14 protein-coding genes are annotated in these 13280 nt (G+C 46.4%); 3 read left to right on the top strand and 11 right to left on the bottom strand.

Annotated elements, in window-relative coordinates; genetic code table 11:
- Positions 1 to 19: 19 nt before the first annotated feature.
- The 7 genes from VSQ62_RS16570 to VSQ62_RS16600 all read right to left on the bottom strand — a co-directional run bounded on the left by VSQ62_RS16570 (position 20) and on the right by VSQ62_RS16600 (position 7920).
- A complete protein-coding gene (locus tag VSQ62_RS16570) occupies positions 20 to 991 on the bottom strand; it encodes a DUF3991 domain-containing protein (RefSeq protein ID WP_334635895.1) in 972 nt (323 codons plus the stop codon).
- Positions 991 to 2151 (bottom strand): methionine adenosyltransferase, encoded by a 1161-nt coding sequence (gene metK / locus VSQ62_RS16575; RefSeq protein WP_334635896.1) that lies wholly within the window; start codon positions 2149 to 2151, stop codon positions 991 to 993. The genes VSQ62_RS16570 and metK overlap by 1 nt, the downstream gene beginning before the upstream one ends.
- A 159-nt stretch (positions 2152 to 2310) precedes the next feature.
- Positions 2311 to 2793, bottom strand: coding sequence for a type III toxin-antitoxin system ToxN/AbiQ family toxin (locus VSQ62_RS16580; RefSeq protein ID WP_334635897.1), 483 nt, complete (start codon positions 2791 to 2793; stop codon positions 2311 to 2313).
- 406 nt (positions 2794 to 3199) lie between these two features.
- Complete coding sequence (locus VSQ62_RS16585) at positions 3200 to 3580, bottom strand: hypothetical protein (protein ID WP_334635898.1); 381 nt, start codon at positions 3578 to 3580, stop codon at positions 3200 to 3202.
- Between the two features lie 524 nt (positions 3581 to 4104).
- Complete coding sequence (locus VSQ62_RS16590; RefSeq protein WP_334635899.1) at positions 4105 to 4329, bottom strand: sortase family protein; 225 nt, start codon at positions 4327 to 4329, stop codon at positions 4105 to 4107.
- Positions 4329 to 4805 (bottom strand): hypothetical protein, encoded by a 477-nt coding sequence (locus tag VSQ62_RS16595; RefSeq protein WP_334635900.1) that lies wholly within the window; start codon positions 4803 to 4805, stop codon positions 4329 to 4331. Before VSQ62_RS16595 ends, VSQ62_RS16590 begins: the two co-directional genes overlap by 1 nt.
- The gene (locus tag VSQ62_RS16600; RefSeq protein WP_502957756.1) at positions 4798 to 7920 is read right to left on the bottom strand and encodes an MSCRAMM family protein; all 3123 of its coding nucleotides are present in this window, start codon (positions 7918 to 7920) and stop codon (positions 4798 to 4800) included. The genes VSQ62_RS16595 and VSQ62_RS16600 overlap by 8 nt, the downstream gene beginning before the upstream one ends.
- Before the next feature lie 95 nt (positions 7921 to 8015).
- Between VSQ62_RS16600 and VSQ62_RS16605 the strand changes: the two genes are divergently transcribed.
- Both VSQ62_RS16605 and VSQ62_RS16610 read left to right on the top strand, forming a co-directional pair.
- Entirely contained in the window at positions 8016 to 8321 is a 306-nt protein-coding gene (locus tag VSQ62_RS16605; RefSeq protein ID WP_334635901.1) for a hypothetical protein, read from the top strand.
- Between the two features lie 1766 nt (positions 8322 to 10087).
- Positions 10088 to 10276, top strand: a complete 189-nt coding sequence (locus VSQ62_RS16610) for a hypothetical protein (protein ID WP_334635902.1) — start codon at positions 10088 to 10090, stop codon at positions 10274 to 10276.
- 167 nt (positions 10277 to 10443) lie between these two features.
- Here the strand turns inward: VSQ62_RS16610 and VSQ62_RS16615 are convergent, their stop codons facing one another.
- Both VSQ62_RS16615 and VSQ62_RS16620 read right to left on the bottom strand, forming a co-directional pair.
- Positions 10444 to 11454: a GGGtGRT protein gene (locus VSQ62_RS16615; RefSeq protein WP_334635903.1), complete on the bottom strand. Its 1011-nt coding sequence runs from the start codon at positions 11452 to 11454 to the stop codon at positions 10444 to 10446.
- A 65-nt stretch (positions 11455 to 11519) separates the two neighbouring features.
- Positions 11520 to 12212, bottom strand: coding sequence for an iron-sulfur cluster assembly scaffold protein (locus tag VSQ62_RS16620; protein WP_334635904.1), 693 nt, complete (start codon positions 12210 to 12212; stop codon positions 11520 to 11522).
- A gap of 155 nt (positions 12213 to 12367) precedes the next feature.
- On the opposite strand from VSQ62_RS16620, the gene VSQ62_RS16625 reads away from it, so the two are divergent.
- Positions 12368 to 12682: a putative Se/S carrier protein gene (locus VSQ62_RS16625; RefSeq protein ID WP_334635905.1), complete on the top strand. Its 315-nt coding sequence runs from the start codon at positions 12368 to 12370 to the stop codon at positions 12680 to 12682.
- Positions 12683 to 12728: 46 nt separating this feature from the next.
- Here the strand turns inward: VSQ62_RS16625 and VSQ62_RS16630 are convergent, their stop codons facing one another.
- Positions 12729 to 12929 (bottom strand): metal-binding protein, encoded by a 201-nt coding sequence (locus VSQ62_RS16630; protein ID WP_334635906.1) that lies wholly within the window; start codon positions 12927 to 12929, stop codon positions 12729 to 12731.
- A 9-nt stretch (positions 12930 to 12938) separates the two neighbouring features.
- Positions 12939 to 13271 (bottom strand): DsrE-related protein SaoD, encoded by a 333-nt coding sequence (gene saoD / locus VSQ62_RS16635; protein ID WP_334635907.1) that lies wholly within the window; start codon positions 13269 to 13271, stop codon positions 12939 to 12941.
- Positions 13272 to 13280: the final 9 nt, after the last annotated feature.

Below are 13280 nucleotides of genomic sequence, written 5' to 3' on the forward strand. Positions count from 1 at the left end.
CATTTCTATCCCCTACCGCTCATCTCCCTCGTCCATATTTCTGTCTTGCCTCTCTCTTCTTCTCTGCCTCCTGCCACGCCAGATCTCCGTAGTCTGCTCCTTCTATCTGCGGCAGATTTTCTATGATATGATACCGTTCCTGATAGGCCTGTTTCATCTGCCCGCATGCCCACCTTCCGGCAAAATCATTGTCTGTGCAGATCTCTATCTCCCGGATTCCCGGATGCTCTGACAGAAAATATTCCAGCGCCTGGGGTTTCTTCCCTTCTTTCCTTAGCTCTCCCTCCTTGGGCGCACTGATCCCGCCAAGCACCAGCCGGTACTTTTCTGCCGTTCCTCCCTCCAATGTCATATGCGCAAGAGCGTCAATGCAGGCTTCATACACAGCCACCCGGATGCTCTCCCGATTTGGAGGGACACAGAATGCATATTTCTTATCACTTCCCGCCTGCTCGATCCGAAATGATTTCCCATTTCTGTCATAGATTCCCCGTAAAAATGCATACTTGGGTATCCCTTCTGTATCTTTGCCAACAAAAACAGCATTGTGGTAAGGCGCGCTTTCATACAAAAGCCCGTACTGCCTGCAGTATCGGATCACTCCATCGCTGATCCCGCGCCGGTTCAGATACTCTTGTACCTGTCTGCAGTTACGGTATCTTTCCGGAAGCACAAATGGCTTCGATTCCTTCTCCTTTGGCATCGGCGAAATATAAGCAGGATTCTCCCGAAGCAGCAGATCTACCGCCTCCTTAAAGTCCATGCCGTCCACTTTTACCAGGAAATTCAACGCACAGATCCCGCCGATGTCTCTGGACTTCCAGTGCCACTGGCTGGTAATACCGTTGATCTTGAAGCTGTCATGGTCCGTCAGTTCCCATTCATTTCTTGCCGAGGATTTCTTCAGGCGGTATGGCTGGTATCTCCGGAGATACTCCATCGCAGTCATCTGCCGTGCCGCTTCTATTTGTTCCCCGCTGTACCAGGGCATCACATCACCGCATTTCTCAGTTCTTCTGTCTTATCAATCCTCTCCCATGGGAATTCCTTTCTGCCAAAATGTCCGTATACGGCAGTCCTCTGGAAGATAGGGCGTTTCAGCCGGAAGGTATCGCAGATCTGCTTTGGTGACAACCCAAACACCAGCGGGATTGCCGCCGCCAGACAGTCATCGGCACACACTCTTCCGGTTCCAAATGTCTCTACCTGCACCATGACCGGTTCTGCCATGCCAATGGCATAGGCAAGAGAGACCTGGCATCTGTCGGCAAGATTCGCAGCCACCAGATTCTTTGCAATATAACGCGCCATGTATGCCCCGGATCGGTCCACCTTGGAGCAGTCCTTTCCGGAAAATGCACCGCCTCCATGGGGAACCATACTGCCGTAGGAATCCACAATCAGCTTCCTCCCGGTAACTCCGGTATCTGCATTCAATCCGCCGCACACAAATCTGCCGGACGGATTGATATATATCCTGGTATCCTCATCTGCCGGAAGCGGGCGCAATGCCGGAAGCAGCACCTTATTCCGAATCTCCTGCTCCAACTTTCTCAGGTTCTTATCCCCGGCATGCTGGCAGGACACGATCACGCTGTCCACCCGCATCGGTTTCCCATCCTCGTATTCCACCGTCACCTGTGCTTTCCCGTCCGGCAGAAGCCCCTTAATATATTCACTGCGCCTGCAGGCAGACAGCTCCCGCACAATCCGGTGTGCCAGCACGACCGACATAGGCATCAGCTGTGCTGTCTCATTGCAGGCATATCCAATCATCACACCCTGATCCCCGGCTCCATTTCCCCTGGCTTCCGCTTCCTCAGACAGTCCTTTTCGTCTTCCCTGTGGATGATCCACTGCCCTGGCAATGTCCGGACTCTGCTTATGGATCTGCACATCAATCGTGATATCTTCTGCCTGATACCCTGTGTCCTCAAGAATCTTTTTCACAATCTCCGGCACATATGGCTCATGCTTACTGGTGATCTCTCCTGCCACCAGCAGATGTCCTCTCGTTGCCAGCACCTCGCAGGCTGCCCTGGATTCACTGTCCTCCTTCAGACATTCATCCAAGACAGCGTCCGCAATCTGATCGCACAACTTATCCGGATGTCCTTCTGTTACTGATTCTGCTGTATAAAATCGTCTCATCTCTTAACCTTCCTTTCCAATCCAAAAAGGCACGGGATACATCCATACGGTGGATATACCCTGTGCCTGCTTTTCATCCATATTCAGTTTTGTATAGATTATCTCTGACTACTGGCTTTCTCTTTCTACATAATCTCTCCTTTGTAAAACAATTGGAATTTATTTGAATTGCTTACTCTTTTCTTCCAACAACAAAAAATCATTACATCTTTTCGCTAATGCTGTTGCGGAGCCTTTCGTTATTTTGTGCTTATAAACCTCCGCTGCGTGATTTTTAATTTTGTCCTGTAATTTCCTGATAATACGGTATTCCGTTGTTAACAGCTTCTTGTATTGCGGATTCTTCACTTTGGGAATATCCACATATGTATACTCTCCATCCGGAACCGGGAACATATTATTGATATTGATTACGGCATAATTCCCTACTTTAATAAAATCTAATCCATTTTTCATTTTTTCGTGCTTGGCTTTAAACGAAGATAAAGGTGCAAAATAATTCATACCATTAACGGTTAAAACAATACCAATATACTTTCTTTCATTGCTTTGTCCTGGCTGTTTATTTTGAAATAAATGCGGAGCATATGGGATCAGGTAATCGATGTATTTAGGATTGACTTCGTATAATTTTATTGACAATTTGATACCCTCCTGTTATAAAAATGGGGCGGAAAATCCGCCCCACTGTTAGATTCGCACTTAGAGTGGCGAAACACTCGCTCATAACTGTCTCGCTTAGGGCTGAGATATGCCCGCTTATAACTGTCTCGCTTAAAGGTCGAGATATACCTTCTGTTAAGCCAAAAGCATTAACCTACCTATAGTATACTCAAATACTCCCGAAATATCAACTGGCTTTTAAAATTATTTTCCGGATAAATATACTGAATGCTCTCCCCACATCTGATCCAACAGACAAGCTTATAGCTTGCCTGCCCCGCCAATGGAATATTGGGATTCGGGCGTTACCCTTGCCTTCCTACGGTCTGAGATTATTTTAACATATCTTCTATAAAAAAGCCAATATTTTTCGCTTTCTACAAATCTACGGATACATACTATCTTCTCCCATAAGAATCTCTTCCGCAAGTTTCTGATACTGTGGGAACTGCTCGATATAAGGCTGGTATCTTCTCCTAATTTCTGCCCGCTCCAACGGATCGGCATTCTTTCTGTCATGGCCATTCCCGGTATACTCCAACACATCATTGGCGATCTCACAAAAAAGCTCTTCACACAGCATTTCTCCATCCTCAATAATCACCGGCGCCAATGGGATACTTCTGCTGGAAACCCAGATCTTCAACAGGATATATCCAATCTTGTCCGACCAGATTAATTCCAAATATTCACTGTTCCTTAAGTAATCCCCAAATGCTGTAACCATTTCTTCCAATTCTTTTTTCTGTTCCTTCGTATATAGCATATGCTTTCCTCCTGCCGCTGACTGATTTTTTAATATGCCAGCTGTACAAAGAGAGTTTACCATAATCAGAACAATCCTGTCATAAAAGTACCCTTGACGCACTGTGCCACACCATGTTCTGGGAGCCTCTGGTTTAGAACACTTCCGGGACATGCAACAGAGCGTTGCGATATGTTCCGCAAATCGCCTGTTTCGAACACTTCTCCTGATTCTGCCCTAAATCCCTCCACACTGGTTCCACACATCCTGCAGTTTCCCCGAATTACAGCACATTGATGCAGCACCATTCCTGGCGCCATCGACGCAGAGTGTCACAAATTGTTCCGCAAAGCGGTCGTTTCGAACACTTCCTGCTTCCCAGGCCTCCATCTTTGATACAGAAGCCGGACAGGCTGTTCCAGCACACGTCCTACTCCCTCAGTTTCGAACACTTTCTCCGTGCGTCATGAACCTTATTCTCGCCAGATACCTCATGATATTCCTTACGTCGGTACTTCCGAACACCCTTCCTTCAAGTCTCCTTCCTAATCTGCCATGCCGGTTTTTACCGCCACAATGATATTCCGGGCATCCTTCCACTCATAGGAACAGGTCATCAGCGTCAGCACCTGATCCGCTTCCATCACTTCCGCATCTTCTCCCTTTTCAAACATTCCAAGCCCTTTTGCCCTAATCACGTAATCCTGCAGTCCTCCCGCCTCCGAAAAGTCAGCCTGTTGGAACGGAAACATCCGAATATCAGCCTTCATTACTGACGCAATCCATTCCCGAACATTGCCCCGCTGTTCATGTTATGTCCGTAGATGATGAAATTCCGGCTTTCGGGCACTTTACAATTCCATTGCAGGAACAGGCTGCCGTTCGCATCCCGTTCTCCTTTATAATTCCGCTTCAGATAATACTCCGGGCTGTCTTCCCCGCTTTGAAGCACAGGGTAATCGATATTTGTACCTGGAATCGTAAGCCATCCCTGGACATCCGGATATTTTTCCCGAAGGGCGGCAAGATCCACAGACAGGATCCCTTTTTCTTTTCCAGCCGGTGAGCGTTCTTTGGAAGAGGCCGAACCTCCCGGAGGGATATCGCCCTCCGGGAACTCACCCTTCAATCGTTCTGCCGCTTCCCGGTTCCTCATTGGCATATACACCATCTGATAAACTAAGAGCCCGGTACTGATACAAAATATCAACACCAGGACTGCCTGCCAAAACCGATATTTATTCACAATCTTCCTCATTGCCTAATCCTACGGATACTTCCAGCATTTCTACATCCGGTTTCTTTGCATCTTCCACATCCATGCCGGCCATCTGCCTTTCCCGGCGCTTCTTCGCCGTTACCACAACAAAGAAGATCACCGCTCCGATACTGGCTGCCGCAAGTGTCATCGGAAGCCACGGCAGGTCTCCGGTCTTTGGTACAGCCGGCGCTTCCTCGGCTAGCTGGTTCTTCACCTCCAGTGTCACCACGATATGGTCATCCATCTGATTTTCCAGTTCGAATCTGACCGGATGTACCGTATCATCCAATACATATCCTTCCGGCGCTTTCGTTTCCACACACTCATATTCAAATAATTCCCGGAGACCTTCTGTGCCGTAAGTACCGATCAGCAAATCGCTGCTCTCTGCTTTTCCCTCGGCATCGGTCACCAGGGTTTCCATGGTCATGCCTGTGGTTTTATTGCGGATCTCAAACTCTGCTCCTGCCAGCGCCTTTCCGGTTGCTCCGTCTGTCTTCCTGAGCATAATCTTTCCATACAGATAATCGTCCTTCATCTTCGCTTTCTGCACTTCCATTGTATCTTCCAGCGTAAACTTCACCTCTTCCGCCACAATATATCCATCCGGCGCGCTGATCTCGCGGAGTGTCAGTTCCTCTCCCACCGGGAGCTTCTCCACACGGTGCGGCTTTCCGTCCGTCACCCATTCCTCCAGCACCTTCCCGTCCGGATCCAGGATCTGCAGTGTAGCGCCTGGGATCTCTTCCCCGGTGGTCAGGTCTGTCTTGGAAATGTCGATCTTGGAATATTCATCCTCCATCTCCACCTCTGCAACACTGCCGTCTTCCAATACCTCAAAGTCCACATCTGCTGCAGACACATAGCCGTCCTCATACGGAGCCAGTTCCTCATGCAGGGTATAGGTTCCTTCCGGCAGACAGTAAACTACATGCGGCTCTTCGGTACTGATCCATTCTTCCACCACATTGCCGTCTCCATCTAAGATCTGCAGCTTCGCTCCCGGAAGTTCCTCTCCGGTTGTGGCATCCTTCTTTGTGAAATGGGATTCTGTCGGCTGGTTCTCTACTTCCTGTTCAAATGTCAGCACCTTTGTATTCTGATCTGTATATACCGCTTCAAACTCCCATACTTCCTCATTGGGAAGATATCCCGGCAGGCGCTGTTCTTCCTTCACATAATAGCTTCCATGGTATAAATCGCTGTCAAATGTGACGGTTCCCTCTGCATCCGTAGCCTTGGTCTCCAACAAGGTATCCTTAGAAACCAAAACCTTCCCCTGATTGGATACGATATCTTCTCCGGCATATAAGCCAAAGATGACACCTTCCAGATTTTCTCCGGATACGGCATCCTTCTTCCTTACGGTTACCTCTACCTTCTGCCGCTCGTTTTTATAAGAAACTCCCTCATATACCACTGCCTGCGTATCATCTTTGGCAGTTAACGTAAACTCTTTGACCTCCGTATTCAATACAAAATGCTCTCCTGCTCTCGTCTCCTTCAGATAGTAAGAACCTAACGGCAGGTTATTTACCACCGCTTTTCCTTCCGCATCTGTAGTAAGCTCTGCCACCAGGTCATCTTTGCTGTATCGGACGATCCGGTTCCCATTTTCATCCTTTGCGCCATCCGGCGAATAAATAGTCTCCTTCGCATGGAGTTCGAACCCTGCGCCCTCAACACCGGATTCTTCATATTCAAATCTACGGGAAATTCCTGTTGTCTCAGTTCCCATAATCGTATCTTTGAGATCTGTGAATACTGCTTTCACTTTTTCCAATATAGAGCCTTCCTGCACCTTTACCAGCTGTTCCCCGGTCTTTGTAAGTGTAAGGCTTCCCACCTGCTCATCATTGGACTGATCCACTTCCACAATGGCATCCCCGGTATCCGGATCGATCTGGTGTGCTGTGTTGGAGGCAATGGCAACCTCGACTACTTTAGACGGCGCTTCTTTATATTCTCCGCTGCCTGCGATAGCTCCGGCAGAGCGCATTTTCCCATCAGTATATAAGACTTCCTCACTGCCCTGCTTCACAAATCCTTCCGGAGCCTCTGTCTCTTCGATTCGGTAGGTCGAGGCTTTCAGTTCTTCTGGCGTGACCAGATACCCATCCTCATTGGTGGTAAATACACTGACCTTCTCCTTCTTCGGATACTGGATGGCCTGCTCTACATAGGCTTTCTTCTTGCAGTCAAAAATCTTATAACAGGTTCCCGCTTTCAGCACGGTATTCCCGGTCTGTGCATCCTTCTTTACGATCTTCATCAGGAATTCAAAGAGACGGTCATCGAACACCCGCCACTGCATCGGTTCCCGGCTGTCCGCATCAATCCTGACAAGAAACGGATCCACTTCCTTCAGATTCTCCGGCACCCTGCTTTCCTTCACCACATAAAGGCCATAAGAAAGTTCCGGACTGACCGCATATCCCTTAGAATCCGTGATAAGTTCCGGGACAGGGACTGCCTTTCCATTTTCATAGGTCACTGCTACATTCTCGCCGCTGAAATCATAATCCCTAAAATCTGCCGCTGTAAATGCATTTCCGTCTGCCGGTTTCAGTTCCCCGCTTTTTACTCTGGACAAGTTGCTGACAAGATACACTTTGAATCCTGCTCCTGCCACCAGATCTGTCTCCGTCTGCTCTCCGTCTTCACTGACCTTGATCATCTGAAAAGCCTGTTTCTTCACCTGCTCCGCGACCGTCACGCTTTTGGTAACCTCTGCCTGATCCTGCCCTCCATAGGCAAGCTCCACATCATACTGCGTGGTATCCAGCAGATAACCTTCCGGCGCCGTGATCTCTTTGACAAACATTTTTCCAAGATACAGGTCTGTAAACTCAAGGGTTCCGTCCTTCCCAACCGTCCCCTGGGTGATGAGGCTCCCGCTCCGGTGGAGCACTCCCGTCCTGCCGTCCGGATGCACGATATCTTCCCTCGCATACAATCCATACACCGCACCGGCAAGCACGCTGTCTCCCTGGGGGAGGAATCTGGTCGTCTCCCGGTCGATCTTATTGAGATGGATACTGCCCTTTACACAATCATTTCCTGCCGATACCTGCGTGACCTTGCCTGCCTCTGCATCCACCGGATAAACCGCCGGATTTCAAAGAAAAGATCGGGCTCACCAATTTCCGGGGCTATTCCGAGAACTCCGTTCTCCAGGAATTCTGGATATCGGTATTGCTTGCAAACCTGGCTCTTGCCATAAAGCGGGAGACGGACGGCATTGTTGACAGCACCATAAACCAGAAAGGGAATCAGAACAAATATATGACAAACATGAATGAGCTTGTCGGATACCTGAGCCGTCATATAGGAGAATATATGGATACTGATACAGACACAGAAAAGTATGGCATCATCCGCTGTATATTTGATTTTGCCGTATCTCACCGGGTGCGTGACAAAAAGGGCAGCGGGGAATCAAATCTACGTACAACTCCAAGAAAAGTCAAACATCATTACAATAACAAGACTACACACTAATACCATTTAAGAAAGGTGATGGTGCCAGTTTCTTTATATTCTACAATACAAACGCCATATCTAAAAAAACAGCTGATAGCAACCAAGGGGGAAGTCTGCCCTTTTTTCAGTGTATTTTAATCATTCCTATCATCTACTATTATTGGTTTAATAACTTAATCCTATTGTGATATCATGCCACTACTAAGTTGTTAACATTGAATGACAATGTACTGGACGAGTAGAATTTCAATTATGATACGGACGCTATTTTACAGCACGTACAGGACACTGTATTAAGCCATTTAAGGGATTATTCTTTATTAGCCGGACAATATTCTAAAATAGATATAACCGTTACATAAACCGTATTAAGGGGTATCTTGCAGTCAGCAGATGCCTTTTTTGTAACGCATTTTTGTGTGCTACCTCATGTGTGCTACTTGTGTGTTACCTGTGTGCTACCCGGCAAAATTTAAGGCTACCGCCGACAATCCACGTCAGCGATAGCCCTTATTCTACACGATTCTTTAAAATTTCCCTGCCTTTGCCGCTTCTTCAATCGCAACTGTGAATATTGATTTTACAGGGGTTTAAGCATTCTTTGTCTATTACCTGATTATTACCCACACCATTTTTAAGCTATGATAATCTTCTTGAATCAATCTTTATTCTATCACGCTTCAAATGAAAGCGATAAATAATTTTCTTGAATCCTGCTGCCAGATATGCTATATTATGAATAGAGGGAAAGCCGTACAAGCGGCTCTACCCCAAAGATGTGTTGCTACCTATGACTTGGCATAGGCAAGCCGTCACTATTGGTAGTAGTGGCGGCTATTTCTTTCTTCCCTTGTAAATCTGATAAAACAGACTGATAAGGGCAACAATGAGTATACCTATCTGAATTAAATCCGAATATGTAACATACATTGCTATCGCCCTCCTTTCTCTCGTCTGGAGGGCATTTATACGCCCTCCGAGTAAAAGAGGGGTAAAGCCGCCCGGCTTCATGGTCTTTCCCTATCGACAATATAACATATTTTTCATGATACAACAATATCATCTTTTTCGTTTTTGAAATAATTTCTTTAAGGCTTTTTCTTGATTTGCGGTTAATTTTGCGGGTTAATGAAGCCGAACATATATTCTACACAAATCCCTCACCCGGTTACTTCAACGCTTCTTTCTCATTTATTATCACATCCTTTCTATGCGTCATATTCGCGTCATATTCGCCCCATACAGGCAGTTAAGACAGTAATACATATCATGCCATTAAAATAAACGCAAAATAAAAGGATATGCAGTTATTGCATACCCTTAAACAATATCAATACCTATTCTGCTTTCATTTCCCTCTTATACTTGTAGAATGTATTCCTTGCAAGTCCTGTCAGCTTCATACAATCCACGTCTGACAGATTGCCCCCGAAATCCTTGCTATGTTTCCGTATCTGCTTCTTTGCTTCAATAGCTTTCTTTATTTCATTGTGCTTATTCTCGCATATCCAAAAATGGTTGATTTACTCATGATTTTCTCTCCCTTTCGTGGTATACTGTACTCATTTAAACGAACGTTTGTGGTGGGTTATAATCGGAGTTACAGAGCTAATAGAAAAGATTCAGAAAGCGGCGAAAGTCATTGACGAGGAAATGAGCGCATGAATGACGAAAAGAATTACCGAGAAGAGATTATGCGAATGGTACAAGAGATTGAAAATGAGGATTATCTTTTATATATCATTACATAATCGCAAAATATCGCAGAGAGAAAGGAATTAAACATGAGTAGTGAGAATATAGCGAAGCGGATAGCAGAGGAATTGTTAAATGACAATGTACTGGACGAGCAGAATTTCAATTATGATACGGACGCTATTTTACAGCACGTACAGGACACTGTATTAAGCCATTTAAGGGATTATTCTTTATTAGCCGGACAATATTCTAAAATAGATATAACCGTTACATAAACCGTATTAAGAGGTATCTTGCAGTCAGCAGATGCCTTTTTTGTAACGCATTTTTGTGTGCTACCTCTCATGTGTGCTACTTGTGTGTTACCTGTGTGCTACCCGGCAAAATTTAAGGCTACCGCCGACAATCCACGTCAGCGATAGCCCTTATTCTACACTATTTCTTAAAATTTACCTGCCTTCGCCGCTTCTTCAATCGCAACTGCAACCGCAACAGTCATACCAACCATCGGATTGTTACCTGCGCCGATCAGACCCATCATCTCAACGTGAGCCGGTACGGATGAGGATCCTGCAAACTGTGCGTCAGAATGCATACGTCCCAATGTATCAGTCATACCGTAAGAAGCCGGACCTGCAGCCATGTTATCCGGGTGAAGCGTACGTCCTGTACCGCCGCCGGATGCTACTGAGAAATACTTCTTGCCTTGTTCGATACATTCCTTCTTATAAGTACCTGCAACCGGATGCTGGAAACGTGTCGGGTTGGTAGAGTTACCTGTGATAGATACGTCTACGCCTTCCTTGTGCATGATCGCAACGCCTTCACGTACATCATTAGCGCCGTAGCAGTTAACCTTGGAACGAAGTCCGTCTGAGTAAGCGATCCTCTGAACCTCTTTTAACTCACCTGTATAATAATCATAATCTGTCTCTACATAGGTAAATCCATTGATTCTGGAAATGATCTTCGCAGCATCCTTTCCAAGTCCGTTCAGAATAACGCGAAGAGGTTTCTTACGAACCTTGTTAGCCTTCTCTGCGATACCGATAGCGCCCTCTGCTGCCGCGAATGACTCATGCCCTGCAAGGAATGCGAAACAGTCTGTCTCCTCCTCGAGAAGCATCTTGCCTAAGTTACCATGTCCAAGTCCAACCTTCCTCTGGTCAGCCACAGAACCCGGAATACAAAATGCCTGTAATCCTTCCCCGATCGCTGCTGCAGCATCAGCAGCCGTCTTACATCCCTTCTTGATCGCGATCGCCGCACCTACTGTATATGCCCAGCATGCATTCTCAAAACAGATCGGCTGGATTCCCTTAACCTGATTGTATACGTCAAGTCCGGCATCCTTCGTGATCTTCTCTGCTTCTTCAATGGAAGCAATGCCATAGCTTCCTAACACTTCATTGATTTTATCAATTCTTCTTTCATATGATTCAAATAAAGCCATTTACTTGTCCTCCTAATTTTTTCGTTACTTTTACGGACACAGATTGAACTTCCTTCAATCCGGTGCTATTCTTTTCTCGGGTCAATAATCTTTGCTGCGTCCGCAACACGTCCATACTGCCCTTTTGCCTTCTCCCATGCATCGTTCGGTGTATCGCCTGCCTTGATAAAGTCTGTGAACTTTCCAAGGTTAACGAACTGGTATCCGATAATCTCGTTGTTATCATCCAGTGCAACACCTGTTACATAGCCTTCTGCCATCTCAAGATAACGAGGACCTTTTGCCAATGTTCCATACATAGTACCTACCTGAGAACGAAGTCCCTTGCCGAGATCTTCCAGACCTGCACCGATCGGAAGTCCGTCCTCTGAGAACGCGCTCTGAGTTCTTCCGTATACGATCTGAAGGAATAATTCTCTCATTGCCGTATTGATCGCATCACAGACAAGGTCCGTATTAAGAGCTTCCAGAATAGTCTTTCCCGGAAGGATCTCTGAAGCCATAGCTGCTGAATGTGTCATTCCTGAACATCCGAGTGTCTCCACCAATGCTTCCTGAATAATACCGTCTTTTACGTTTAAAGTGAGTTTGCAGGCTCCCTGCTGCGGTGCACACCAGCCCACACCATGTGTCAGACCGGAGATATCCTTTACCTCTTTTGCCTTTACCCATTTTGCTTCTTCCGGAATCGGAGCTGGTCCGTGATTTGCACCCTGAGCCACAGGACACATCATTTCTACTTCATGTGAATAAATCATTGTAAAACTCCTTTCAACTATGTATGATTTTTCTGTCGTAGGGTTTGTTATTACTTTAACACCATACTTGTTTATATTCTCTCACATTATATAAAATTCGTCAATTGACACTTTTTATATTTTCTTCTGTTTTTCTGCTACAAATTACACAAATCATGATAGAATGGTACCAGGGACAAAAGAAGAAAGGCGGTATCTATATGCTCTCTCCCAAAGATTATTATATCCTGGCATTCGACACGACCGACAGTGTCATGGCGGCAGAAGCCTGTTTAAAAGAACATTTCCACATCACCATCATGCCCGTTCCCCGGGAGATCAGCACTGGCTGCGGGCTTGCAATCCGTTTCCTAGATCCCGATGAAGCCGCGATCCTTGCCTTCCTTAACAGCAGTTCTCTGGACGGTACCCTGTACAGGATGAACACACAGAAGATCGGCGGAAGACATCCCATCGAGAGAATCAGATAAGCTCTGGCCGCATCACTGCAGCCAGAGCCTTCTCATACCGGTATTCTTATGAGATCCTCTCTGCCTCAAATCCCATCTCTTTTAAGATATCAAGCGTTACTTCCTGGCAATGGTCGCAGTCAGAGATGGACACCTTCTTGCCTTCAAAATCAACTTCATGATTCACTCCTGCATCCTCTAATGCAGCATCGATCTTCTTAGCACAATCCGGACAGCAAAGCTCCGGTACGCTGAATACTCTCATCATTCCATCCTCCTATAACGTAATTACCTGGTCTACACCTGCCGGAGCCAGCGCAGCGTACACATTCGGGAAGCATCCAATCCCTGCCGGGGCGATCAGCTTGTCCGCAATGTCTCTTTGATAGCAGCATCTGTCGCACGCCATCAGAAGCACGCCTGTCTTCTCGCTTAGCTTCTTAAGTCTCTCCGCAATATCGCATCCCTCTACCAGCATGTAAGCATTGTCAAAGAAGAACATCATGCCCGCAACCTCTGCTCCGTGACGGTCTTCTTCCATCTGGGGAATGATCATGTGCTCAAGAATCTCTCTCGCATGCTCCGATTCCAATAAATAAGCTACCTTCATTCTTACACC

It is taken from the genome of Sporofaciens sp. JLR.KK001, from assembly GCF_036941055.1.
GTDB lineage: Bacteria > Bacillota > Clostridia > Lachnospirales > Lachnospiraceae > Sporofaciens.